The sequence below is a fragment of the Allorhizobium sp. GW101-3B10 genome (assembly GCF_059424725.1).
The window spans coordinates 151,489-176,751 of the sequence record NZ_JBWKZR010000002.1 but is presented as its reverse complement, the minus strand read 5'-3'; the positions used below and the strand labels follow the sequence as shown (position 1 = coordinate 176,751).

Genomic DNA, 25,263 nt, shown 5'->3' with positions numbered 1-25,263 from the left:
TTTGTCTTTGGAAGTATTTCATCCTTACTTATTTCGCGCCTCGTTTTTACTTATGTTGACTGTCCATTTGACATTTTTCGTCTCATGGAATGATATCCGCGGCAACGAGGCAGGATCCACGCAATGCGCGCCGAAGATATCGAAAAGCTGAAATGCCTGAACGTTTTCAGGGGGGTGAAGGAAAACACTTTCCAACGGGCAATAGCCCCCAGCTTCCTGCAATCATTCCCTGCCGGGACGATACTCCTCGAGGAGAATAGGCCAGCAGATTTCCTTTACATCGTCCTCGAAGGACTCGTGCAAATGTCGTCGTCTGCAACTGGTGACGAGACGGTAATTGAAATCCTGGGGCCTGTAAATCTGTTCATACTTGCCGCCGTCCTTAACAACGATGTCTGTCTTCAATCCGCCAGAACTCTCACGCCTGCCCGCATCCTGATGATCCCGGCAACGCTCATTCGCGAACTGCTCGGCGAGGATCACGATTTCATGAAGGCGGTGGTGTTCGAACTGGCCAGCGCCTACCGGCGCACGGTGAAGGAACTGAAGAATCAGAAACTGCGCAGTGGCACGGAACGGCTGGCCAACTGGCTGCTCAGGGAAGAGCGCGGCCAGGGTGGAGAAGGATGCCTGACCATCCCATTCGAAAAGCGGGTCCTGGCCGCCTATCTCGGCATGACCGCGGAAAACCTGTCGCGCGGATTTTCGGCGTTGTCGGCTTACGGTGTGAATATCAAGGGGCTGCAGGTCGACATTGCCGATACCGGCAAGCTCACCGACTATGCCAGGCCCTCGCCCTTGATCGATGACGGCGAGCCACATTTTCCTGGGACATCGAGAAGCCTTGTGGACGGCTGAACCAGTGGGTTGCCGCCACGCCACCGGGTCCGGTGACGGCAAGGGTTAGTTTCGGATACCGGCCGCGGCCCGCCACAAGACAGCCGCGATGCACGCCCAGACGGCTGCCCGCAGCAGTCTCGCCCTGAGAGGGCGCATCTTATGGAGGCCGCCGCCTGCAACATGCACGCCGAAGGCAGCCAGTATCAGACCAGTCGCCGCAGCGATCGCAATGGGCAGCCAGACCGTCAAGCGGCGGCTGTGCAGAAGCCTAAAGCCGACCAGGACATAGAAAAATGCCCGCAACAAAATTGAACCGCAACAGAAAGGAACGGAACTGCGGACGGGCACTCGTGCAGTCTCGCCGCCGAACAGTGCCGTACCTCTCGAAAAGATCGTCAACGGCCCTCAGCCTTCGTCCGCCTTGCCAAATCGTGCTCACGTCTTTCCCCTTCCTGGTCTTCCAGCCGACGACGGTCCAGAAAGAAAAGCAGTGGTTGCTCATCTGGTGGCGCCCGATGCATTCGGTGGAAAGCCCCGAACTACTGCGTGCTTCCGCTTCCAGGCGACTTCAAGGCGCACGACAAGGAGACTGCGCTTCCCGCTCGAACTGCGCCCAAGCGAGTTTCAAGCTAAACAGTCATTGACGCAGCTACTTCTGTCGACTCGCATATCCATACCGGGCTTAACGCGCGGCCCTCGGTCGACAGGGGCAAAGGGTCTCGCGAGATTTGCACTGGGCTGGACCGGACCGGCAGAGCTAGCGCGGATCGCGACATAGTCGTCTAGTTCGCTTCCCTGCAACGGCCGTCCGAACAGATAGCCCTGCGCGTAATCGCAACCGTGGGCGTGCAGGTAGGAGAGTTGGCGCTCGTTCTCCACACCTTCGGCCACCACTTGCAGATCGAGGCTGTGTGCGAGTCCAATGATCGCGCGCGAGATGGCAGCACTATCCTGGCTGGTTTCGATATCGCCGATAAAGGACCGGTCAATCTTCAGCCGGTGCACCGGAAAGCGCTTGAGATGGATGAGTGAGGCATAGCCGGTGCCAAAATCATCTAGCGCAATCCTGACGCCGAGCTGGACAAGTTGGTTGAGTGTCGGGGCGATCGTATCCACGGCTCCATCGAGGAGGACATTCTCGGTGATTTCCAGTTCAAGGCTGGATGGCGCGACCCGGAACCGCTTTAGCATCGCAGCGACCAGCGGCACAAAGCCGACCTGCTTCAACTGTGCGGCCGCCACGTTTACGCCGATTGTGCCAAAGGCGAAGCCCGCCTTCTCCATGGCCTGGACCGAGGAGAGTGCCGTTTCCAGCATGAAGGTACCGAGCGGCACGATCGAACCAGTCTCTTCCGATACGGGGATGAACTCCCCAGGCGAAACCGGCCGGCCGTTGAGATTCCAGCGCGCAAGGGCCTCGAAGCCGACATGCCTGCCGTCGGCGAGCGAGACTTGCGGCTGAAGCGCAATGGCCAGCCGCCCGGCCGAAAGATCGCTCCGCAGCGCGACGGCCAGCCTTTCGCGCCGCTCCAGGGTCGAGCGTATGGTCTTGTCGAAGATGCGCCAGCCGCCACGGTTGGTGCCCTTCGCCTCATAGAGGGCGATGTCGGCGTTCTTCATCAGTTCATTGGGCGTATTGGCCTGATCGGGAAACAGGCTGACACCAAAACTGCAATTGGGAATAATGCTGTGCGATCCGATGGATACGGGCCCCGAAACGGTCTTGCGCACCCGGCTCATAAGCCGCTCGAGCGCCGCGTGACTGGCGATCCTCGGCAGGATGATGGCGAATTCATCTCCGCCGAGGCGGATGATTATGTCGCCTACGCGCAGCGCCATGCTGAACCGGGCGGCCACCGCCCTGAGTAGGGCATCTCCGGCGTCGTGGCCGAGCGTATCGTTTATCGACTTGAACTTGTCCAGGTCGGCAACCACCAGCGCGCCCATGTAACCACCGCGGCGGGCGCGGGCGCAGGCGCGCTGCAGGCTGTCCGTAAGCACCGAGCGATTGTAGAGACCAGTAAGCGAATCGCGCTCTGCCTGTTCCTTGATGGTGAGTTCCGCCCGCTTCAGCTCGGTGATGTCGGTGCGCACTCCCACCGTGTTGCCGGACTCCGAACGCCGCTCACGCACCTGCAGCCAGCGGTCGTCGCGCAGGTGCTGGACTAACGGGCCGGCGGGCCGACGGAATTTGGCGAGGCGGGCAGCAAGATAGCTGGCGATGCCCTCCTCCATATCGTTCGAAAGCACGAACTGCCCACGCTCCAAGGCTAGTCTCATCAGGTCCTCGAACCGAGCGCCCGGAACAATATCCTGCGCGATCGTGTCGTGGAGTTCTCGATAGGCCCTGTTGCTGAGGATCAGACGCTCCTCTCGGTCGAAGGCAGCGACGCCGTCTGGAATGGTTTCGATGATGTCGCGGAGCAGAGTCTCTACGTGTTCGCGGCGTGCGTTCTCCGCGCTCAGGTGCGCTTCGGCCAGCTTGCGTTTGGTGATGTCGTAGCGGATGGAGACATAGCCGTCCATGCGACCAGCTTCGTTAAAATAGGGGACGATGGTTGTATCGACCCAGTACAGCGTACCATCCTTGGCGCGATTGCAGATCTCGCCGCGCCAGATCCTGCCGTCGGCGATAACGCGCCACATGGCCGTGAAGAACTCCGGCGGATGATGGCCAGAATTGACGATGTTGTGGTAGCGGCCAATTAGCTCATCCCGCCCGTAGCGGCTGATGTGACAGAAGGGTTCGTTGACGTGAGTGATCCGACCCCGGCGGTCGGTGATTGCCACGATCGCATGCTGGTCGAGCGCGGTCTTGTAGGCTTCCAGCAAACCAGTCATTGCATGGATCGGGCGAGTTATCTTTGTGACGACGATGAAGAAGGCCAAAGCACCAAGCGCCGCGGCGACAACCAGCAGGACAGAGCTCGCCACCAGATTCGTGAAGCCGCTCGCGGCGGCCTGGCTGGCATCGTTGCTGGTCGCCAAACCCGTCGCGTCGGAAAGGGCAAGGAGACTGTCTATGGCATGGGTTGCCGCCGCCACCCACTCATCGCCATCAAGGGGATAGGGGCGCCCCTCGGCGCTGGCCTTGTAGACATTCTCTCGCAGTGTACTGAAGTTGCCGAAAAACTCTGCCTTCGCCACCTCAATGGCGCGAAGCACCGCTGAATTGGCGAAGGCGCGGCCGGCATAGACCTCAACCGACACCCACGACTGTTCGAGCCGGCCGCGATATTCGGTGAGCGTGGCGAGGGTTTCGTCGTCGATGCGATCCTGGCGGACGATCATGCTTCCGAGCATCGCCCGTTCGCGGCCGGCATATTCGCTAACGACCCACAGCATCTGGCGCAGATCAAGCATGATCTGGGTGTGGACGAGTGCTGTCGGTGGCACTTCCTGGGCGGTGACGTGCAGGTTTTGCAACGACATGATGAGCGCCGTGACAGTCGGCACCCACCGGTCCACAAGAGCACCATCCCGCGCCGAGCCGGAAAGCGAAAGCTGCAAGTCGACGTCGCGCCGGAGGGAAATGAGAGCGTCTCGGTTCTGGTGCACAGTGGCGATCAGGGCATCTTTGCCGGTGAAATCAGTTACGTCGCGCACCCTTTCCAATGCCAAAACGAGTGCCGCGTCGCCGCGCTGGCGCAGTTCGGCAATCCGCGCAACCTTTTCCGAATCGGCGGCGGCGGGGGCCGCGAGTGCGGTGTTAGTAATGCCACGCTCAATAGCGAGCAACTTGGCGCCGGTCAGAAAGAGACCACCAACTTCGGCATTGCGATGCATGATGTGCGCACTGCGCATGGTGCCCCATGCCGAGAGCAGATTGGCGGAAGCCGCGAAGAGCAAGCTGACCACAAAAATCGCCACGATCGAGAGGAGCAGGACACGGATGGTCAGCGATATACGGCGTTCCCGCGTCGGCAAGACGCCGGATGTCCCATGAATCGTAGAAGCACTTTGGACGTTCACTGTACTTTCCTTCAACGGGCAGAGATTCGTGCTGCAGACTTGATGTGATGCTAGCGCTCACGTGAGCACCGCCACGGAGGAAGGCAGGCGTCATGCCGCCGCCGCCGGACGAAGGAGGCATCCACATCAGTTCATCTTTTTTGATGAGCGATGAGGCAATAGTCGGATGGGAGCGGCAACGTGATGGCCGCCCCCAAACGATTCTTGTCCTCGGCACTCCCGCCAAACGAGCCGTCAGGCGGCCAAAGCCGATCTTGCGTTGGGCACTTGTGCTGCGGCAGGCCGTGTCACTGTGGACCCTTGTCCGAAGTGGAACCGGGCTAGCAGGCTGTTGAGGGCTCCTGCTTCCAGGGCGAGGCTGTGACTGGCGGCGGACGACTGCTCGACCATAGCCGCGTTCTGCTGGGCGCTCTGGTCCATTTGGTTAACTGCCTCGTTGATCTCGCCTAGGCCGACAGACTGTTCACGAGCCGCCTCGACGATGGCCACCACATGTCGGTTCACCTCCTGCACCTCGCTCACGATCAACCGCAGGGCGTTGCCGGTCTCGCCGACAAGCGAGACCCCCGACTGCACCTGCCCGGCAGAGCTCGTGATCAGGGCCTTGATTTCCTGTGCGGCATTTGCAGAGCGCTGGGCCAGTTCCCGCACCTCCTGCGCAACCACTGCAAATCCCTTGCCCGCATCGCCGGCGCGAGCCGCTTCGACCCCGGCGTTAAGGGCCAGAAGGTTTGTCTGGAAGGCAATATTGTCGATGACCGCGATGATGTTGGTGATCGCGTGCGATGAAGCCTCGATGGCACCCATAGCGGCCACAGCTTGTTCGACTATGACGCCAGAGCGCTCCGCCTGCTCACGGGTGCGAGACACGAGCATGCCAGCCTCTCCTGCCCTGCGGCTGGTGTCGCGGACAGCGGTCGTGATCTGTTCGATAGCGGCCGCTGTTTCCTCGACCGAGGCGGCCTGCATTTCCGTGCGTCTGGCCAAATCGTCCGCCGCGGCACGGATCTGTTCTGAACCGGCATAAATGGCCGAGGCATTGTCGCCAACTGATCGCAATGCATCTTCCAGCTTGGCCGCGGACTCATTGAAGTCGAGGCGAAGCCTGTCGAGGTCATCGGCGAATAGCGTATTGATACGATAACCGACATTACCTTTCGCCAACTCGCCCAGAGCCGTAGCAAGCGCGTCCGTTGCTTCCTTCAGCTTCTGCGCCTCGGCTGCCCTTTGAGCTTCCCTTTCACGCCGCTCCTGTTCGTTCAGTTCGCGACTGTCCAGGGCTTCGGCCTCCAGCCGTCGATTGTTTATCGCGGCGTCGCGGAACACCTCGACGGCGCGGGCCATCTGCCCGACCTCGTCTCCACGTTCCACCGAGGGAATGGACACCTCCAGATCACCGTCGGCCAGGCGCGACATCGTCGCCGTCAGGGATTGGATCGGGTTTGCCACCCTATATGCAACAACCCAGAAAGCGAATCCGCCCAGAACAAGCGTCAGCACGAGCACGGCGGCACTGATCATGACGCTGTCTCGACCGTCATTCTCGATCAGATGGGTGTAGTTCGCAGTGGCTTCGCCGATCGCGTCGGAGAGATGCAATAGACTGTCGATGCCCTTCGTGGCCGCGGCAAACCATTGATCCGCGCTGAGGGGATAGATCTCATGACCGGTACCGGCGGCATAGACCCGTTCCCGTACCTCTTCGAAACTGCCGAAATAACTAGCCTCTGCTCCACGGATTGCCGCTAGAACCAACGGATTGGCAAACTCGCGCTTCTCATAGGCCTTAATCTGCGCCCATGCCTGTTCCACCCGGCCGTGATATTCGGATAGCGTCGACAGCGTCCCGGAATCGAACTTGGCGTCGCGTGCAATCATGCCGCCAATCATTGCCCGCTCGCGTCCTGCGTATTCGCTGATCACCCACATGGCCTGCCTCAGATCCAGCATGATCAGTGTACGGGCCAACGCTGATGACGGCACGACCTGAGCTGAGGTGCGCAATTCCTGCGAGCTCATGATCAATGCCGTGACCGTCGGCACCCATTTGGCCGAAACGGACGCATCTCGCGCCGATGATTCCGATGCAAGCTGTGCATCGACTGCTAGGCGCAGCGACTGAAGGCCTTGGTGATCCCCCGTCACCTTGGCGATGAGGGCTTCCTTTGCTGGGAAATCGGAGGCCGAGCGGACTTCGTCCAATGCTGCGTCGAGTGCAGTTTGGCTGCGCTCGCGTAATCTCTGGATATCCGCCAGCACCTGAGGATCCGCCTTTGCCGGCGCAGCCAAGGCAGCGTTGGTCAAGCCCCGCTCCGCCGCGAGCGCTCCTGCACTCTCGAGGAAGAGGCTTCCCACACTGTTATTGGCACGCATCGTCTGGGCCGTGCGCATGCTGTTCAGCGCTGTGCTCATGCTGACAAGAGCGAAGCCGAGCAGGCCGAGAATGAATGCGGCGACGACCAGAAGTAGCGTCGTGCGAATGCCCCGCGAAGTTCTTCGAGAATTGCGGCGGCCGTTGTCTTGAAACTGCGTGCCCGATGGTCGGCGCGGGTTTAGAATAATACTCATAGGAATACCTCCCAGTATTCAGGATCTGTAGATGAAGAGATTTTCGGCGGGGTTATCGAATAGGTGCGCCGCCATGCTCTGGCGTGCAGAGGCCCGCGAGGAACTACGCGGCCACAGCGGCCGGCGGGGCGCCAGTCGAAACGATTCCGTATCTGTCGTAGGATGATCCCGTTGCAGCTTCCGATAGGTCGGAGAACGCAAAGGCCGCCAGATATTGGCATTCGCAAAAATTGACATGCTTGGGCAGTTTTTCCACATGCGCCTCCCCGCATACGGCATGGCGATGTCATGCCGCCAAAGCAGAATTAAGTAAGCCAAATCATGTACAACCGACGGAAGTCGGAGGAGCAAAACTGAACTATTCTATAAAGACACCCTACATATCCATGGTTAAATGAGACTTAACGAGAATATTCAATATGCATTTTTTTTGGGCACATGCCTCCTTTTCAGACCCAATATTTTGCTGAAACATTTGCCTCACGGGGCAGAAACACTAGGTCGCTAGCAGTAACGCATCTTTCTGGCTGCGGATCGGCGAAATCCAGTAGCCGAAGATGGGGCCGAATTCGGCAATCGGGACCGCATGTCGCACACGCCATTCGTCAGTTCAGTCTTTCCGGCAGTGTTCCGGCCGCTAATATGATCTGCGCTATTCTGGAAACCTTCGTCCGCGCCAATAGGATTGAGAACCTGTCGGCTTGATTGGACAAGCCCCCACGGCGCCCAATTGACAGCAGTCCGACTATTTTCGACACTCAAGGGAAGATCTTAAAGACCTGATTTCAATACGTTGATCGCGTCGGCATTATTGCAGAACGCTTCGTAGTCCTGGGCAATTGCGCCGTTTCTAATGCTGCCGCGACAAGTCGACTTCTGGCGGCAATCTGCGCAGGCCACCTTCATCCGATTCAACATACTTTGCTCTCCGGACTGAGACGGCGGAAATTCCATACCGAGTGCCCTCATGACCGCTGCGAGCTCGTCGGCCGCATCTGGGCCGCGGCTCATGACTTCAATGAAGTGCTTGGCGGAAAGCTCGCAGCTAGCGGCAATCGCGTCGATCTCCTCGGCGCGCAGACGCGACAACTCATGTCGAGTCTGCGCGCCATCCTGGTATCGCTTCCAACGGGAGACAATCGAGCCAAAAGCGGCATTTAGAGTAGAGTTGTCGAACATGGTTCACCTCCTGCCTCGATGAATACTATGGAAAAGTGTAAGCTACTTTGTGTCGGAGCAAACAGAATGTGCCTTTTCCTCCAGTCGATCGGGGATCGGCGAACCTCCCGTCACACACCTCCAAGGTCTCGTCGGCATCACGCACAGCAGCGCTGTTTGCTCCAACGCAAAGAACGAAGGCACTGGATCGGCTATCGGCGGGCCATGATTTTACCTGCTCCGTTGGCCCGTCGATGCTTTAGTCTGTTCCGCTTCCTCTACCCCCTCTGTCGGCGGTCCCCGGCGACAGGGTACGAGAGGCCGGGTCTCGTCTGAGCCGCCATCATCCTGTTGCTGGAACGACCTTGCCGCCAAGCACCTTGGGGGAAAGGAACAGATATGTCTCGGACACGGGAATTTCTACAGCGCGGCTTCGCACACGCACCGCGATCGACTAATCGCAACGGCCATCCGCATGGCATCTCGCTCGCCCTTCTCATGGCAATGGCCGCCCTCGGCGGCGGCATGGCCCTTGCCCAATCGGCGGCGCCAGGCGCCGGGACAGTGCTCGACCCGATCGTCGTCGAGGGCGGCTGGGACACGTCGCTCGGCTATATCGGCGACCGCCTGAAACATTTGCCCGGCGGGGTGGCGCTGATCTCCGAAGACGCCTATGCCGGCAACGTCTCGCCGACCGCATCTGACGCGCTTGCCGGCGTACCGGGCGTGATCGTCCAGGATTTCTTCGGCGGCCATGACCAACCGCGCATCCAGATCCGCGGCTCGGGCCTGCAGCAGAACCCGGTCGAGCGCGGCATTCTGATGCTGCGCGACGGCCTGCCGATCAATCGCGCCGACGGTTCCTACATCGCCAGCTTTGCCGACCCGTCGAACGCCCAGGCGATCGAGGTCTATCGCGGCTATCTGGCGAACCGTCTCGGGGCACCCGTCATCGGTGGCGCCATCAACTTCATGTCGCCCACCGCAGCGACCGCGCCCGGCACCGAGATCACGGTGAGCGGCGGCAGCTTCGGCCAGGTCGGCACCTCCGGTCGCACCGGCTACGACGGCGAACGCTTCGATGCGTCGCTGCATTTCGATATCTCCCGGCGCGACGGTTTTCGCGACTACAACAGTTCCGAACGCGTCTCGGTCGGCGGCAATATCGAAGCCGAATTGTCGGACACGCTCACCACGCGGCTGTTCTTCGGCTACACCGATCTCGGCTTCGACGTTGCCGGCCCGCTCAACAAGGACGCCCTGGAAAACGACCCGTCGCAGGTGTCGAGCGGCCCTGTCGTCACCCCGTCGGGCGTCATCAATCCCGGCCCCAATGTCGGTCGCGACAAGCCGCGACGCGACGCCAGCCAGTATCTGATCGGTTCACGCTCGACCATCGATCTCGGCGAGCACCAGATCGACATAGGTCTCGGCTATACCTATACCGATGATACCTTCCGCTTCCCGATCTCCTCGGGCATCCGTGAAACGGTCGGCGGCGATGCGACGGCGCTTTTGCGCTACGCCTACCAGCCCGACGCCGACAGTCTGCTGCCGCTGTTCGAGGCGAGCGTCCAACATGCCTTCGGCTCGGCCGAGCGGCACTACTATCTCAACGAATCCGGCCAGCGCGGGCCCCTGTTCGGCGAGAACGACCTGGACGCGACAACGTTCTCGCTCCATTCGGCCTTCAATATTCCGCTCGCCAATACCTGGACCATCTCGCCCGGCCTGTCCTTCGCCCACGCCACCCGCACCAGCGACGACACCTATTCGGCAGCAACCCGCCCAACCATCGCTTACAATCCAGCCAACCCGACCGTACGTCTGCCGGACGGCGCGGTGCCAGCGGTCAGCACCGACTACGATTATAGCTACAATGCCTGGAGCCCCAGCCTCGGTATAACCTTCGAGCCGGAGCCCGAGCAGGTGTTGTTCGCCGCCGTCAGCCGCAGCTTCGAGCCGCCGACCCATGACGACCTGCTCGCCACCGTCAACGGTACGCCGAACAGCAGCCCGGGGCGCCCGGCGCCGGGCATTCCGGGGCTCGCCACCACCGCCTTCTCGACACCGGATCTCAAGGCCCAGACGGCCACCACCGTCGAGTTCGGCTGGCGCGGAAGCCATGGCGACCTTGGTTGGGACGTGACGACCTACTATTCCTGGATCGACAATGAACTGCTCAGCCTGCGCGATGCGACCGGCGCCTCCCTCGGCGCGATTAATGCCGATGAGACGACCCACTTCGGCATCGAACTCGGCCTGAATGCGGAAATCCTCGACCGGCTCACAGGACGCCTCGCCTACACCTACCAGGACTTCCGCTTCCGCGATGACCCATTGCGCGGCAACAACCGGCTGGCGGGAGCACCGCGTCATGTGATCAATACCAGCCTTTCCTACCAGGCCACCGAGGACTGGTCGCTCGGCGCCAGCCTGAACTGGGTGCCGGACGAGACGCCGGTCGACAACATGAACACGCTTTGGGCCGATCCCTATGCCATGGTCGATCTGAAGACCGAATACCGGATCAACAACGATGTGTCGCTGTTCGGCGAGATCACCAATCTGTTCGATGAGAAGTATGCCTCTTCGACCCTGATCATCGATCAGGCCAACGCCGACCAGGCTGCCTTCCTGCCCGGCGACGGCCGCGGCTTCTATGTCGGCATCAAGAGCCGCTTCTGACGAGCCACTCTGCGACGCGCCGCAAAACCCGGCGCGTCGCCCCAATCCTTGCGTCACGACAAAGAAAAGAGCCGTGACATGGTGGATGTTTTGAGTGCAGTCAGGTGTAGGCCGCGCCTCGAACCGGTGGAGCGGGTCAAATCTCTGGCATGCTCCAAGGGGAAACAACCATGTCCATGACCATCGAACTGGATGCCGCAGGACTCGTGGAGCTCGAGCGCAATCACGCCGCGTTGCTGCGCCTTTGCCTGACCCTCGAGGAGATTTCCGATTCCATTCCCTTCGATATCGAAAGCGCGGTGTGCCTTCACGTTGCGGAAGGCCTCGGTCCGCTGCTGACGCGGGCGCACAGGCTGGAGGAGCGGATCCTCTTTCCCGACTTCGACAAGAATGCCGGCTCATGTTTTGCCGCGATGATGATCGAGCGGCTGAAGGCCGAGCATCGCTGTGACGGGCTGGCCTGCGAGGAAATGGTCGAGACGCTGAAGACGATGGCCGAGGGGCGATGCCCGCTGCCACCGGAAACCGTCCGCTACATGCTGCGGGGATTCCTCGAAGGCCTGCGCCGGCACGTGTCTTCCGAGAGGCTGATGATCGAGACGCTGCTTGCCGCCAAGGCGGAGGGGCGGGAAGTCTTCGCCTGAATCGCAACAGGCCGCCGAGGTTGTTTGTCCTGGCACAAAGAAGAGCGATGCGGCACGCCCTATTACATGACTAATCTAATCATGTTTATGCGAGACGCCCCGATGAATCCGAACAGCAGTCATGCACGCGAAACCGCAGGGGCCGACATCAACACGGCGGCGTCGCCGATCATGTTTTCGCGTCGCGCGGTCTGCGCCGGTCTGGCAGGCACTCTCTCCCTGCCCTGGATCCGACGCGCCGAGGCGGCCGCCCTCGGCGAACTCATCCTCTACGGCCCGCCGGCCGGGCCCTCGATTACGCTCGCCTATGCCGTCGGCGCCGGCCTGTTGCGCGGGGTTGCAGACAAGGCTTCGTTCAAGGTCTGGCGCACACCGGACGAAATGCGCGCCGGCCTGACGTCAGGCACGATGCAGGCCGTGGTCATGCCCGTCACGGCGGCGGCCAATCTGCACACCCGCGGGCTCGGCGTGAAGCTTGCCAATGTCATGACCGACGGCCTTCTCTACGTCATCTCAACCGACGCAGCGGTCACCCGGATCGCCGATCTTAAAGGCCGCCGGATCACGGTCCCCTTCCCCAACGACACGCCGGAACTCGTCTTCGACGCCGTTCTGGCGCATCAAGGACTCGGCACTGCCGATGTCGAGGTGGACAGGGCCGGCACGCCGATCGAAGCGATCCAGATGCTGCTTGCCGGGCGCATCGACATCGCGCTGGTGCCGGAACCGGCGGCAAGCGCCGCCATGGTCAAGGCGGCAACCTCGGGAAAGACCGTCTATCGTGCCATCGACATGCAGATCGAATGGGGCAAGGTGACCGGGCTCGGGCCCTCCATGCCGCAGGCCGGCCTCGCGTTCAGCCAATCCTTCCTCGCCGAACATGCGGACAGGGCCGCCCCGCTGCTGGCGGCCCTCGAGAAAGCGACGGCCGCCGTGATCGCCAATCCGGCGGACGCCGCCAGCCATGCTGCCTCCGCGCTGGAACTGCCCTGGCCGGTGATCGAGAAGGCAATCCCCCATTCCAATCTGGTGGCCACGCCGGCCAAGGCCGCGCGGCCCGCCATAGACGCCCTGCTGACCGCGATCGCCAAGGTCAACCCGCAGATGATCGGCGGCAGGATGCCGGACGAGACACTTTACCTTTAGGAACGCCGATGATGCCGATTGCCGATCGCGCCGGCCGGGCCGGACGATTCCTCTGGTCTGCCTGGGCAGGCCTTGCGGGACTGTCGGTCTTTGCCGCCGCCTGGCAGCTCGGTCATGAAGCCTATGGCAGCTTCATTCTGCCATCGCCGGCGGAGACCCTCGCCAGCCTGGCCGGATTGCTCAAGGACGAGGCGAACTGGGCGCTGGTCGGCGCAACCGCCGGGCGCGCACTGCTCGGCTTTTCCGCTGCCGCCGGGATCGGAACGCTGGTCGGCGTCCTGGCCGGCTATCATCCGGCGCTGATGCGGCTCGCGCGGCCGCAGGTCACGCTGCTCCTCGGCGTGCCGCCGATCGCCTGGATCGTCCTCCTGATGATCTGGTTCGGCAATGGCGCCGGCACGGTCGTCGCGACAGCCGCAATTGCCTGTCTGCCGATCGCCTTCATCGGCGCGGCCGAGGGCGTTGCCACCCGCGACCGCGGCCTCGACGAGATGGCCCGCGCCGCCGGCGCGGGGCCTTTTACCCGCCTTTTCCGCGTCGCTCTGCGGCAGATGCTCCACGCGCTGTTTCCCGTCCTGGTAATGGCGCTCGGCACCGCCTTCAAGGCGGCCGTCATGGCGGAGCTGCTGGCCAATGCCGGTGGCGTCGGCGAGGCGCTGGCCGTTGCCCGCGCCAATCTCGACGTCGCCGCGGCGCTCGCGTGGATCCTGCTGTCGGTCGCCGCACTGATCGGCGTGGAATACGGACTGCTCCAGCCCCTGCGCGCGGAATTCGAAACCTGGCGCGAGGCGGCAAGGCCCTGGGGTGTCAAGAGATGACGATGCTCAAGCTCGACCGCGTCGGTCACGCCTTTCTCGGGCGCACGGTGCTGGACGGCATCGATCTCGAGATCGCGGCCGGAGAACTGGTGGCCCTGGTCGGACCCTCCGGCTCGGGCAAGAGCACGCTCGCCCATATCGCCGCGGGCCTCGTCGACCCCCGCCTCGGCCGGGTTACACGCGCCTATCGCGAGCACGCGGTCATCTTCCAGGAGCCGCGGCTGATGCCCTGGGCCACGGCTGCCGACAATATCGCCCTTGGGCTCAGCCGGCACCGGCTCTCGTGTGCCGAGCGGCGCAAAAGGGTCGAAGCCGTTGCCGCCCGTGTCGCTCTCGAACCGGCCGATCTGTCGAAATATCCGGCGCAGCTCTCCGGTGGCATGCGCCAGCGCACAGCGATCGCCCGCGCACTCGCGGCGGAGCCGGATTTCCTGTTCTTCGACGAACCCTTCACCGCCCTCGATGTGGCCCTGAAACGCCGCATGCAGGACATCGTCATCGATACGGTGGCCGCCTCCGGACGCTGTGGCCTGTTCATCACACACGACCTTGCCGAGGCGGTGCGCATCGCCCACCGCATCCTCGTCCTTGACCGCCACGGACACGGCATTCTCGGCAGCCGTACGGTGCCCCTTGTACCGGGGGTACGCAACGACGCCATGATCTTCGAGACCGTGCAAGCCATGCTTGGGAACGACCCGCTGTTTGCCCATGTCAACGACTGCGACGAGCGGAGCGTGGCATGATCGCGGTCCGTATCGCTCCCCCCGTTGCCCGAAACCGTCTCTTCGACGCCATGACCGGCGAGGGGCTTCGGCTGTTCTTCCCCCTGGCCGCCCTGCATGCCGCGCTCTGGCCGCTGCTTTGGGTCTTCCTCTGGAGCTTCGGCCTGCCGCTTGTGAGCGCCACGGCGCCGGGGCAATGGCATGCGCAGGAGATGATAATCGGTTCCTTCGGTGCCGCACTCATCGGCTTCCTCACCTCCGCCCTGCCCGAGTGGACCGACACGCCACGGCTGAGCGGCCGTCCGCTGCCGGTCCTGGCGGGGCTTTGGGGGCTGGCGCGCTTTGCCGGCCTCGTCGGCTTCGAGCCGCTGATCCTCGTGGCGGCTCTGGCCGACCAGGCCTGGCTGCTCTTCTTGCTGGCCTATGTGCTGTTCCTGTCCTGGCGCCTCCGGACGACCGGCCTGCTCGGCTTTGCCGCCCTGCTGGCGGCGCTGGCGCTTTCCGCCGGCGGTCTGCGGCTCGCCATGCTGCAGGGCGATTTCGACGTCGGTGAGAGGGCGATCCGGTTCGGGGCCATCGCCTTTCTCGGCCTTCTCGGCCTCGCCATCGCGCGCATCACCGTGCCGGTGACCAATCTGGTACTCGATCCGAGCGAGGCGACCTCGCCCTACCGCCCCCATCCAGGTCGCATCAACCTGGCGCCTGCTCTCGTCGGCCTCCTGCTGGTCGCCGAGGCAACGGGTCAATCCGATGCCTTGCGCGGCTATCTGATGATCGCCGCCGGCGCGGCCTTCCTCGATCGGGTCGCCGAAGGATTTGTCGGGCGGGAGGCATTCAGGGCCGAACTCGCGGGGCTCTGGCTGTCAAGCGCCCTTGCCGGCGCCGGGCTCGTGCTCGGCGGGCTGTCCCTGACCGGGCTGCCCCTGCCCTTCGTCGGCGCCCTACATCTCATGCTGATGAGTGGCCTTGGCATCGGCGTGCTCGCCGTGCTGTCGATCGCCGGCCTTCTCCACACGGGCCAGCCGCTCGTCTTCGCTCCGTCGACCCGCATCGCCATGCTCCTGATGCTGGGGGCTGTGCTCCTGCGTATCGCACCGGAATTCCTGCCCGGGCTCCCGCTCCCGGGCGGCCCGCATGGCCTTTCCGCGGTTTTCTGGGGTCTGTCCCTGGCGCTCTGGCTGAAGACCTATCTCCCCCTGCTCTGGTCGAGCGCAACCCTTGCTTCCGAAAGCTGCTGAGAATGTCCCATCGTGCCGCCAATCGTTTACCCTCAGTGATCGCCCATTTCTTCTCGGGTGGTTTCCGCCCCTTCTTCATCGCCGCGGCCCTGCATGCCGCGCTGATGATCGCGCTCTGGGTGCCGTGGTTCCTCGGTTTCATCCACGTGCCCACGGCGCTGTCGCCGGTCGCCTGGCACCAGCACGAGCTGCTGTTCGGTTTCGTGCCTGCCGTCATTGCCGGCTTCCTGCTCACCGCCGTGCCCAACTGGACCGGCCGAAAGGCATTTTCCGGCTGGCCGCTCGGGCTGCTGTTCGGGCTGTGGCTTGCGGGGCGCCTGGCGATCGCCAGCTCGGAGACGATCGGTCGTTATACCGCCTTGACCGTGGCCGGCGCCTTCCTTCCGGTGCTGGCAGGTCTGATCCTGAGAGAACTCGCCGCCGCCCGCAACAGCCGCAACTACAAGGTCGTCGCCGTCATCGGCGTACTTTTTGCCGCGCAGTTGGCCTTCTTCCACGAATTCGATCGCTACGGGCGCATCGATATGGCCGACCGGATGGCGATCGCCACGATCATTTTCCTGATCGCGCTCATCGGTGGCCGGATCATCCCGAGCTTTACCGGAAACTGGCTGCGCCAGAACAATCCGGGCCCGATCCCGCCGGGCTTCGAACGCTTCGACCTCGCCGTCATGGTGCTGTCCGGGCTGGCGCTTGCCGCCTGGCCCGTTTCCTCAGCCGTCCCTGTCCTTGCTCCTCTCGCCGGCCTGGCCTTGCTTGGCGCGGGGATCGCCCAATTCGTCCGGCAGCTCCGCTGGAGGCCGGAACGCACGCTGGCCGAGCCGCTGGTGACGATCCTGCACGTCGCCTTCTTCTTCGTTCCGCTGGGCTTCCTGCTGAGCGGCGCTGCCCTTCTGCTGGACGATGCGGGCCTGCGCACCGCCGGCATCCATGCCTGGACCTCGGGGGCGATCGGTGCCATGACGCTTGCCGTGATGACCCGGGCAACACGCGGCCATTCGGGTCAGGCGCTGCGCTCGCCCGCCACGACCACCTTCGGCATCTATGTCCCGATCGCGCTCGCCGCCGCGCTTCGCATCGGCGCAGCCCTCGCCCCGGAATTCACCATGATCCTTCTGCCGCTCGCAGGGCTCCTGTGGATCCTTGCCTTCCTCGGCTTCGTGGTCTTCTACGGCCCGCTTGTTGTGTGCAGGAAGATTGCGTAAGCCCAGCCGCCTAGGTCTGAGTTCTCATGAGGTTGTTCACTTCGGCGAAGGCCGTTCGGCCGTTGAGTGCCAAGTGTGGTCTTGATCGGTTGAACCCGTCAAGCCATCTGATGAGGTCGGCGTCGCGTGCTCGGACGACGGGTGCGAGCGGCCATAGGCCCATTCGCCCCGTTGGAAACAGACCGCAGAATTCGACGACGGCATCCTTCGAATGGCAGATGAAGGTGATGTCGCCCCAGTCGGCGACATCACTCAGGACGTCGACGAAACGAGCGCAGGTTGCCGCCGTGGCGCTATCGTCAGGCAGGCAATCAATGACCGCCCTGAGCGAAACGCCATGTTCCTCGGCCAGATGCTCCAGAATCCCGTCAGGCTTTGCCAGGATCGCATTCCTTATGGTTTCCGTCGCATCCGTTGTGTGTTGTGTCAGGTTCATGTCGAATCCTCTCCTTGTTGGGACGAGCGTCAGGCCGCTGCGCTTTCTGGCAGCACCCTTGCTTCGATGAAGTTGTGAAGTGCGGTGATAAGATTGGCGTAGCAGAAGCGTCCGGCGACGGTGAGATCGATCACCGGTCCCGATAGGGTCAGCAGCCCGGCGGAGGACCACCGCTCCAGTAATGGGCGCAGCTTCAGGCTCAACGCCTGCCCTGCCGTTTGATCAAGGGCCGGCAGGTCGTGCCTGCCTATCTCAGGTCCCCAATGACCAAATCACTCAGGGGGCGCAGGCTATCCGTCGAGGCAAGCATGCCGATAGGCTTTTGACCCGCCAGGACCGCTTCCGAAAACTCCGATAACTCCCCCGTAAGTCCGAAACTCAGATTGCCCAGCGTTCCACCAGCACCCGCGCCTTAAGCCAGGCAATCCGCCCCCTCCTTGATCATCCGGTTGTAGCGATTGCGCTCCAACGGCGTTCGTGCCCAGTGATTGTTGCTGACCTGCCGCCATGATCGCTCGTTCAGGAAATCGCTGCCGATGCGGTAATATCGTCCGAGGTCGGCAAGGCTGGGCGCGGTTGCAAGCTGCCACCCTGGATCGCGGTGAAGAGCGGCGTGCCGGGAATGAGGTTGAGACCATAGAGATCGATTCCGTCCGGCGCGATGGCTGCTGCGGTAGCGAGGTCACGTTGCCAGACATCGAGCGGCTGGCCGGGCAGGCCATACATTAGGTCGATCACAATCGCCGCGCCGTTATACCGCTTCAGCCGCTCAAGGAAGGTGATCGCTTCCTCCCGGCTCGCGCACCGCCCCTGACGGCGGCGAACCTCGGTGTCGAAGCTTTGTACGCCAATGGAGAAGCGGTTCGCCCCCGCCTCCAGGCACGCAACAACCTTCTCGTCGTCGAGATGACTTATCCGGCCCTCGACCGTTATCTCGCAGTCGGCAGCAACAGCAGATGGCGACGCAGGGTCAGCAACAGTCCTGACAATTCGGCCGCAGTCAGCGCACTCGGGGTGCCTCCACCGAGATAGATCGCCGTGATCTCCTCGCTCTTCGCCGCGGCATACTCCGCTTCGCGCTCGATGTCGCGGATCAGGAGCTCCACATATTCGCCCGCTGCACGTGATGTATAAGCATTGCGAAAGAAGCCGCAGAACAGACAGTGATTGGCACAGAAGGGTATGTGGACATAGGCGAGCCTGCCGCTTCGAGATTGCCTGCAACAGGATTTGCGAACATCTCCTGCCAACGTGACGACACCTTATCTGCTTCCACCCGCTTCCTGCCACGAAACGGCATTGCCGCCCTTCTCGCTGTGAATGCCCTCGACAGCGTGTCATCGGAGATGTGGGCAAAATACGGTGCGAAGTCTATTGCCATGAACCGATAGGCCCAGCTTGGCTGCCAGGAGGATAAGTGCATAAGTGCCTGTTGTGTTTATCGGCTCAATAAGTTGACTACTGCTCAAGATCAAACATGAATCATTTATCAACTCCCATCTCCTTATAGTCATTCTAATAAATGGATTTCGCCATCCCTGCGCGGCCGTCCAGTAGAATGATCATCAACGGTTCCCCGTAACAGGTGAACTAGCTAAACCGGCTGCCCCGCCTTTCACGGCTTCCACCAAAGGGAGATAGTCGTCGAAGGGATTTCCCGGGCAACGAATGTCGCGCTCGCGCACTGACCGTCGTCGATCCACACACTGCTGGTGCCGTCTGGTCGTTGCGACGTGTTTGCGACAGCGCAACGACCAGACGGGGAAACGCCTGCAAGCTCACCGATATGATCGAGCCTGAAGGCTCGATAGGTCCATGAATGAAGGAACGGCCATGACGGATATCGATTTCAGCCAGCCAGTCGGAAAGGTCGCAACGACCGTGCCAGGAGCAGCCGACCTGTTCCGTCGCCACGGGATTAGCTTCTGCTGCGGCGGCTCTGAACGGATCGACAAGGCCGCGGAAAAAGCCGGCCTTTCGCCAGACGTGCTACTGACGGAGTTGCAGACGCTAATGCTTGCCAGCCACCGGGAGGCTCCGGAGAGAACGGCGGAACTGATCGACCACCTGCGCAGCCGCTACCACGAAACACACCGCAGTGAACTGGCATGGCTGATTCCACTCGCACAGAAAGTCGAGCGTGTGCATAGCGCCCATCCTCAAGCCCCTGTCGGCCTCGCCAATCTCCTGGAGTGCATCCAGGCCGATCTCGAAGGCCACATGAGCCGGGAGGAGGCCATTCTATTCCCGTTGATGGAGCAGAACGACGAGGTCGTACTGGCCCACCCGATCGCGCAGATGCGCCATGAGCACGACGTGGAGGCACGGCATCTGGCCGCACTCGAACATGTCACCGGTGGCTTCACTTTGCCGGATGGTGCTTGCAACTCGTGGCGTGCCCTCTACACCAGCGCGAAGAAGTTTTCGGAAGACCTCGTTGAGCATATGCATCTGGAGAACAACGTGCTTTTCCCTCGCTTCGCCGGCTGACGCCGACCACGTCGTTCAAAGGAGAAAAACCGTGACGAGCAACGGCGAATACAAGCCCTCCGTCGGGGGGGCTGTTACGAACCGGGATGGACAGTCTGCGTCCATCTACTGGACGTATCCCCGATTGCCGAGCGAACGACCCGGACTGTAACTGGATGTGTGACGCCTACGAATGCATGGCAGCGTGCTGCGACAATGACATTGTCGGCTATGTTATGGACCGCTTTTCTACCATAGGTGACGCGCGACACGAAGGCCGCACCAAGGGTAACCACGGGCAAGCCTCCGCGTCAGGCTGATCTGTCGAATTGCGCCGACCAATTGTGTCCGTCACATGACCTAGATCGCCATCGCCCTCCCAGTGCACCGGTCGACACCATCGGCAATGAGGGAAAGCGCTTGCCAGTTTTTGACGCAAAGGCGGCGATTCGTATCAAGGGAAATAGCCCTCTGCTGGACTAACTGACTGAAGACGCGAGAGACTGTCTCACCTCTCAAGCCGAGCCAATCGCCGATCTCGGTCCGCGTGAGCGGGAGACTCAGCGTCCCGCATGAAACTGGGTCAACACCGAATTGCAGGGCGAGATCCATAAGGACCGTGGCGATTCTTTGAACGGCCGTCTTGCCGCACAAGAGCGCGACATGCCGGTGGGAACGATCAAGGTTTTCGACGAGAGATTCGTGAATCATGCGGGCGTGCTTGCGAAGGTTGAGCACCTCGTACCGGCATTCTATGCGCACTTCGGCTAAGCTAGGCCTACTGGGATGGACGAAGATACGGCCGGGACCATAGACGTCAACGACCTGCGCAATGCCGTTGGCCGTAAGCCGGCTATGCACAATGCATCCCTCGTGGATATGATAGACTGGTCCATCGGCGCGATCAGAAGCCGTGAGGATCGTGCCGATTGGGAAGATTTCCAATGCTGTCGCGGTTTTCCGCCGATTGTCCTCGATTGGCCGGGATACCACACGGCGTTCTGGGGATACCATCGAGTTCATCGTCGAAGACCTTCAGTGACAGCAAAGCCGCATTTGTTCCCAGGAAGCTGGAAACACCAGTCGGGCGAGTGGCGCCGATCTTCAAACATAGGAAGTGGACACGACGCCCGCTTCTTTGAGCCAGCGCAAGCACTCCCGAGTTTTCGCCGGAAAAGGTCATCTGCCGCCTGATTGAAGTCGCCTTTCAGATTGTCGGTCGGGAGTGCATGCCTTACGGAACCTGTTGCAACTAACGGAACCCGGTGAAATTCCGGGACGGTCCCGCCGCTGTAACCAGATACGTGTGTGAGGAGGCATTGGCCGCCACTGTCCGCTTGCCGGATGGGAAGGTGCCTGCACCCGGTCAAGCTGGAAGTCAGAAGACGCGTTGCCACATCCTGAAACCGCCCGATGGCAAAGGGCGGGGCGATTGCTCATGCGAGCTTCGGTGTCACGTGGAGGACCCGTATGTCTGACCTAAGCAGCCTTTCGACAAGGCAACAATCCCTTGCACCCATAAAAGACCTCTCAGCCCTGCGCCGAATACTGCAGGACCTGCCGCCCGGAAACGAACACGCAGCTGGCGCGGCCGCGGCGCGAGAGGAGATATTGACCAAGCCACCGGGAAGTCTCGGCAGGCTCGAAGAGGTCGTCGCGTGGCTGGCCTGCTGGCAAGGACGCTATCCCCCGGTCATGGATGATCCGCAAGTGTGCGTATTCGCGGGCAATCACGGCGTGGCGGAAACCGGTGTGTCGGCCTATCCTCCGATAGTCACCGAGCAGATGGTGCAGAACTTCGAGCGCGGCGGAGCGGCTATCAATCAGTTGAGTGCCGAGCTGGGCGCCAAGGTGACCGTCGTGCCGCTCGATCTGGCTCGCCCCGTCAACAACTTCCTAAATGCCCCTGCCATGACCGAGGGCGAGTTCCTCGATGCATTCCAGTCCGGGATGCATGCGGTTCGACCGGGCGCCAGCGTGCTTTGCCCCGGCGAGATGGGCATCGGCAACACGACTGCTGCCTCGGCCATATGCTTCGCCCTTCTGGGCGGCGACCCGGCGAACTGGTGCGGGCGAGGATCCGGGATCTCGATCGGAACGGTAGAGCGCAAGGTCGAAGTCGTCTCTAAGGCCGTTAGACTGCATGGAAACGCCATAAGCGATGGGCTCGACGCCTTGCGCTTCCTGGGCGGACGCGAAATCGCCGCGATGGCCGGATCGATTGTCGCGGCGCGCCTGCTTGCCATACCCGTCATGCTCGATGGTTTCATCTGCTCGGCAGCCGCCCTCGCGCTTCACTGCAGCGGACCAGGAAGCCTGGCGCACTGCATGGTCGGTCACAGCTCGATGGAGCCCGGGCATCGGCGGCTTCTCGCCCATCTCGGATTGCGGCCGCTTCTCGATCTTGATTTGCGATTGGGCGAAGGAACCGGGGCAGTCTTGGCCACTCTCTTGGCAAGAGCGGCGCTGAGATGCCACCTCGGCATGGCTACATTCACCGAAGCCGGCGTGCATAACGGCATCGAGCGGTAACAGAACCCCTGCGGGACGCGAGAGCAATCGGGTAGCCGTCTCGCGTCCCCGTTTCGGATCAGCGGTGCCGAGGTTCGGGGCCAGCACTTCCGAGAACCCGAGGTGCGCTCGGCGTCATGGCTCCCCCTCCGACGATTCCTATCTGCTCTTCCCCACATACCCTTATCGGTCGATCTGCAGGGAGACCGAGGCGAAGCCGCTTGCGGGATAGACCGCACGCAATGGCTCCGTGCCCGTCAGGAGCGAAAACGGCCTGATCCTGCTCAGCAGTTCATCGATCATCACTCTCAACTGCATTCTCGCCAGGGCAGCACCCGGACAAATGTGGATGCCCGCGCCGTAAAGCAGGTTTGGCCCCTGGTCGCGCATGGGGCAATACCGGTCAGCAGCCTCGAAGGCCCGGGCGTCGCGATTGGCCGAAGTCCAGATCACCGTTATCCGTTCGCCGGCTTCGATCCGACTCCCACCGATCATCACGGGCCGCAGTGCCGTTCGCCGATTCGAAACCAACGGCCCGTGCAAGCGCAGGATTTCCTCGATTGCCGGTGAAAGGCCCGATCGGTCGAGGCGCAGCCCGGTCTGGATCTCGGGGGTCTCGGCAAGAAAATGCACGATGATGCCGACGCAGGCCGCAATCGTACCCAGTTCCCCCACCGTCCAGTTGCGCAGGATGCTGACGATTTCGCCGTGATCGAGCCGCTTGCCGTCTACCGTCTGGCGGACGAGGCTGGTGGTGATGTCGTCCGGCGCGGCGTCGCCGGCCTCTTCTCGCCATTTGAGCTGGGAGCGGATATGCCCGTCGAATTCGAGGGCGATGGCTGCCATGGCATCGGTATCGCGCGCAAGCGTGGCTTGGCGATTCTTGCGCACCCATTGAAGCAATGGCTCATGCAGCGACGCGGGCCAGCCGAGAAAACCGCACTGGATTCCGACGGCATACGGCTCGGCGAGACAGGTCATCGCTTCGAAGGAGGGGGCAGTCCCGAGCGCCTCGAGAAGATCGCCGGCGACCCGTCGACATTCAGGCTCGAAGGTTTCGACCCGTTCCCGGGTGAAATAGGGATCGATCATCCGTCGATAGACTGTATGTTGTGGAGGATCCATGCCGTTGGGCACCGATGGGTGCCGTGAAACGACATTGCTGAACGTTTCGTGATCGGTGAGCACCTGCAGAATATCGGCATGGCGGAAAAGGGACCAACCAAGATAGTCGCTGTAGGCGACCGGACAGGTTTCGCGCATGTGATCATACGCACGGATCTGGTCGATCTGGACCTCAGCGCTGCGGGGATCCCAGTCAGGGCAGCGCTCGCCCGAAGATGCGTCCACGACCGATTTCTTTCCATTTGCCGATATCATATGCTTTGGTTTCCCTTCCACGGATCAGCAGCTACAATGCGGCAGTTGAGAGCGGGGTCTTTGTCTCCACGCAAAGAACTCAAATCCCCGTTTCTGCAAAACCGACTGTCAGATTGACCGGAGAGACGGAATTGCCCAGCCAGATAAGACAGTTTGCGATCGCTGAAGTTAGAATAGGTCGAGCGAAGCCCTTTGGACCGGGAACAGCACGGTCGGCGATTGACAAACACCCGGTCACGGTTCCACTTCTGGCAACAGCACTGGGTCTAGTGGGTGACGAACAGGCGGATCTTCGCCACCACGGCGGCGCCGACAAGGCAATCCATGCCTATAGCGCGGCGCACTATCCCCAATGGGTGCGGGACCTTCCGGATGCCGCGGATCAATTCCGAACCGGCGGCTTCGGAGAAAACCTGGTGGTCGACGGCGCGACCGAGGCCGACCTATGTCTGGGAGATCGGTGGCGAGTTGGACAAGCACTGCTGGAAGTCTCCCAAGGCAGGCAGCCCTGCTGGAAGCTGAATATCCGCTTTGCGGTGCGCGACATGGCGCGTCGGGTGCAGGCAACCGGCCGCTCCGGTTGGTATTTCCGCGTGATAGAACCGGGCCAGATCAAAGCGCACGACCATGCTTCACTTGAGGAACGTTCCGCGCCCGACTGGCCTCTGACGCGGGTCAACGATTTATTCTACAAGGACAAGCTCAATCGCCCGGCCCTGGCCGCCTTCGCGGCCCTTTCCGGCCTCCCGGATAGCTGGCGCAATCTGGCAGAGCGCCGTCTGCAAAACGGTGAGGTGGAAGACTGGGGTTCCCGCCTGAATGGGCCGAAGGAAGCGATCTCCTGAACTCGAGAGACATGTTCCGAGAGGCGCATCGGTCTAGCGGTCACGGGCGAAGGAAGCTTACAGCGCAGGTGGCGCGAGTACCGTCGATGAAGCGGGGTGACGTGCGGGACCACCGTTTCCGCGGAACTGGCCCTATTGGTAACCAACACCCATCACGTAGTCCTGAAGCAATTTTTCCTCATGTTCAACGTCCTCAAGGAGAGACTGAAGCACGTCTCGCGCATTGGCCACGCCTATCGGCGCCAAGCGGTCATCCACGATCGGGACGTTCTTCAGACCACGCTTCCTGATCGCAAACCATACATCACTCAGAACGTCGTTCGATCGGCAAGACACGATCTCCGTCGACATCACCCTTGAGGCCGGCATCGAGCAACTGCATCCCGTGCAATGGCTGATGCGGTTGACAATGTCTGTCTTTGTAATGACGCCGATCGCCTTTCCGCCGTCATCGCAGACGACAACGAGATTGCAGCCAGGACTGCTCAGCAATTTTGCCGCGTCCATCAGCAATGCGTCTTCGGCCACGGTGGCGAGCCGTTCCCGCGCCACTCCAAGTATGTCCTCTACTCTCAAGACACCCTCCTTTCCGATAGCTTCCGCTTCTCCCTCAGGAAGCT

Annotated in this window: 23 protein-coding genes and 1 riboswitch; of the genes, 12 read left to right on the top strand and 11 right to left on the bottom strand. The window is 61.8% G+C overall.

The genetic code is table 11. From position 1 onward, the window contains the following. The first annotated feature begins 123 nt into the window (after positions 1-123). Positions 124-858 (top strand): cyclic nucleotide-binding domain-containing protein, encoded by a 735-nt coding sequence (locus tag AC07Y0_RS25070; protein WP_498680479.1) that lies wholly within the window; start codon positions 124-126, stop codon positions 856-858. A 606-nt stretch (positions 859-1,464) separates the two neighbouring features. On the opposite strand, the gene AC07Y0_RS25065 is transcribed toward AC07Y0_RS25070, so the two are convergent. From AC07Y0_RS25065 to AC07Y0_RS25055, 3 genes are all read right to left on the bottom strand, one after another. After that, complete coding sequence (locus tag AC07Y0_RS25065; RefSeq protein ID WP_498680478.1) at positions 1,465-4,812, bottom strand: EAL domain-containing protein; 3,348 nt, start codon at positions 4,810-4,812, stop codon at positions 1,465-1,467. Positions 4,813-5,046: 234 nt separating this feature from the next. Beyond that, positions 5,047-7,380 (bottom strand): methyl-accepting chemotaxis protein, encoded by a 2,334-nt coding sequence (locus AC07Y0_RS25060; RefSeq protein ID WP_498680477.1) that lies wholly within the window; start codon positions 7,378-7,380, stop codon positions 5,047-5,049. 771 nt (positions 7,381-8,151) lie between these two features. Continuing rightward, positions 8,152-8,559 (bottom strand): hypothetical protein, encoded by a 408-nt coding sequence (locus AC07Y0_RS25055; protein ID WP_498680476.1) that lies wholly within the window; start codon positions 8,557-8,559, stop codon positions 8,152-8,154. 378 nt (positions 8,560-8,937) lie between these two features. Here AC07Y0_RS25055 and AC07Y0_RS25050 point away from each other — a divergent pair, with 378 nt between their 5' ends. From AC07Y0_RS25050 to AC07Y0_RS25020, 7 genes are all read left to right on the top strand, one after another. Beyond that, positions 8,938-11,226 carry a TonB-dependent receptor family protein gene (locus AC07Y0_RS25050; RefSeq protein ID WP_498680475.1) on the top strand — a complete coding sequence of 763 codons (2,289 nt, stop codon included), beginning with the start codon at positions 8,938-8,940 and terminating at the stop codon, positions 11,224-11,226. Positions 11,227-11,396: 170 nt separating this feature from the next. After that, entirely contained in the window at positions 11,397-11,870 is a 474-nt protein-coding gene (locus AC07Y0_RS25045) for a hemerythrin domain-containing protein (RefSeq protein ID WP_498680474.1), read from the top strand. 102 nt (positions 11,871-11,972) lie between these two features. Continuing rightward, positions 11,973-13,016 (top strand): ABC transporter substrate-binding protein, encoded by a 1,044-nt coding sequence (locus AC07Y0_RS25040; protein ID WP_498680473.1) that lies wholly within the window; start codon positions 11,973-11,975, stop codon positions 13,014-13,016. Between the two features lie 11 nt (positions 13,017-13,027). After that, positions 13,028-13,834, top strand: coding sequence for an ABC transporter permease (locus tag AC07Y0_RS25035; protein ID WP_498680472.1), 807 nt, complete (start codon positions 13,028-13,030; stop codon positions 13,832-13,834). A 2-nt stretch (positions 13,835-13,836) separates the two neighbouring features. Further along, entirely contained in the window at positions 13,837-14,580 is a 744-nt protein-coding gene (locus AC07Y0_RS25030) for an ABC transporter ATP-binding protein (RefSeq protein ID WP_498680471.1), read from the top strand. Beyond that, positions 14,577-15,797: an NnrS family protein gene (locus AC07Y0_RS25025; protein WP_498680470.1), complete on the top strand. Its 1,221-nt coding sequence runs from the start codon at positions 14,577-14,579 to the stop codon at positions 15,795-15,797. The genes AC07Y0_RS25030 and AC07Y0_RS25025 overlap by 4 nt, the downstream gene beginning before the upstream one ends. Before the next feature lie 2 nt (positions 15,798-15,799). Further along, positions 15,800-17,002 carry an NnrS family protein gene (locus AC07Y0_RS25020; protein WP_498680469.1) on the top strand — a complete coding sequence of 401 codons (1,203 nt, stop codon included), beginning with the start codon at positions 15,800-15,802 and terminating at the stop codon, positions 17,000-17,002. Positions 17,003-17,012: 10 nt separating this feature from the next. On the opposite strand, the gene AC07Y0_RS25015 is transcribed toward AC07Y0_RS25020, so the two are convergent. From AC07Y0_RS25015 to AC07Y0_RS25000, 4 genes are all read right to left on the bottom strand, one after another. Continuing rightward, entirely contained in the window at positions 17,013-17,438 is a 426-nt protein-coding gene (locus AC07Y0_RS25015) for a hypothetical protein (protein WP_498680468.1), read from the bottom strand. Positions 17,439-17,467: 29 nt separating this feature from the next. Then, positions 17,468-17,641, bottom strand: a complete 174-nt coding sequence (locus AC07Y0_RS25010) for a hypothetical protein (protein ID WP_498680467.1) — start codon at positions 17,639-17,641, stop codon at positions 17,468-17,470. A 316-nt stretch (positions 17,642-17,957) separates the two neighbouring features. Beyond that, a complete protein-coding gene (locus AC07Y0_RS25005) occupies positions 17,958-18,353 on the bottom strand; it encodes a radical SAM protein (protein ID WP_498680545.1) in 396 nt (131 codons plus the stop codon). Positions 18,354-18,367: 14 nt separating this feature from the next. Beyond that, on the bottom strand, positions 18,368-18,688 hold the full coding sequence (locus AC07Y0_RS25000) for a radical SAM protein (RefSeq protein WP_498680466.1): 321 nt from the start codon (positions 18,686-18,688) through the stop codon (positions 18,368-18,370). Positions 18,689-19,271: 583 nt separating this feature from the next. On the opposite strand from AC07Y0_RS25000, the gene ric reads away from it, so the two are divergent. Continuing rightward, positions 19,272-19,928: an iron-sulfur cluster repair di-iron protein gene (gene ric, locus AC07Y0_RS24995; RefSeq protein WP_498680465.1), complete on the top strand. Its 657-nt coding sequence runs from the start codon at positions 19,272-19,274 to the stop codon at positions 19,926-19,928. A gap of 339 nt (positions 19,929-20,267) precedes the next feature. On the opposite strand, the gene AC07Y0_RS24990 is transcribed toward ric, so the two are convergent. After that, positions 20,268-20,519 carry a helix-turn-helix domain-containing protein gene (locus tag AC07Y0_RS24990; protein ID WP_349816304.1) on the bottom strand — a complete coding sequence of 84 codons (252 nt, stop codon included), beginning with the start codon at positions 20,517-20,519 and terminating at the stop codon, positions 20,268-20,270. Here AC07Y0_RS24990 and AC07Y0_RS24985 point away from each other — a divergent pair. Then, on the top strand, positions 20,502-20,678 hold the full coding sequence (locus AC07Y0_RS24985; protein WP_498680553.1) for a hypothetical protein: 177 nt from the start codon (positions 20,502-20,504) through the stop codon (positions 20,676-20,678). The genes AC07Y0_RS24990 and AC07Y0_RS24985 overlap by 18 nt on opposite strands. Positions 20,679-20,811: 133 nt before the next feature. Here the strand turns inward: AC07Y0_RS24985 and AC07Y0_RS24980 are convergent, their stop codons facing one another. Continuing rightward, on the bottom strand, positions 20,812-21,090 hold the full coding sequence (locus AC07Y0_RS24980) for a hypothetical protein (protein WP_498680552.1): 279 nt from the start codon (positions 21,088-21,090) through the stop codon (positions 20,812-20,814). A 74-nt stretch (positions 21,091-21,164) separates the two neighbouring features. Continuing rightward, a riboswitch (cobalamin riboswitch) is annotated at positions 21,165-21,294 on the top strand. 83 nt (positions 21,295-21,377) lie between these two features. Between AC07Y0_RS24980 and cobT the strand changes: the two genes are divergently transcribed. Continuing rightward, a complete protein-coding gene (gene cobT, locus AC07Y0_RS24975) occupies positions 21,378-22,439 on the top strand; it encodes a nicotinate-nucleotide--dimethylbenzimidazole phosphoribosyltransferase (protein WP_498680464.1) in 1,062 nt (353 codons plus the stop codon). Between the two features lie 162 nt (positions 22,440-22,601). Here the strand turns inward: cobT and AC07Y0_RS24970 are convergent, their stop codons facing one another. After that, a complete protein-coding gene (locus tag AC07Y0_RS24970; protein ID WP_498680463.1) occupies positions 22,602-23,768 on the bottom strand; it encodes a cytochrome P450 in 1,167 nt (388 codons plus the stop codon). Between the two features lie 173 nt (positions 23,769-23,941). Here AC07Y0_RS24970 and AC07Y0_RS24965 point away from each other — a divergent pair, with 173 nt between their 5' ends. Then, positions 23,942-24,643: an MOSC domain-containing protein gene (locus tag AC07Y0_RS24965; protein WP_498680544.1), complete on the top strand. Its 702-nt coding sequence runs from the start codon at positions 23,942-23,944 to the stop codon at positions 24,641-24,643. 132 nt (positions 24,644-24,775) lie between these two features. Here the strand turns inward: AC07Y0_RS24965 and AC07Y0_RS24960 are convergent, their stop codons facing one another. Continuing rightward, complete coding sequence (locus AC07Y0_RS24960; RefSeq protein WP_454748957.1) at positions 24,776-25,219, bottom strand: CBS domain-containing protein; 444 nt, start codon at positions 25,217-25,219, stop codon at positions 24,776-24,778. Positions 25,220-25,263 lie beyond the last annotated feature (44 nt).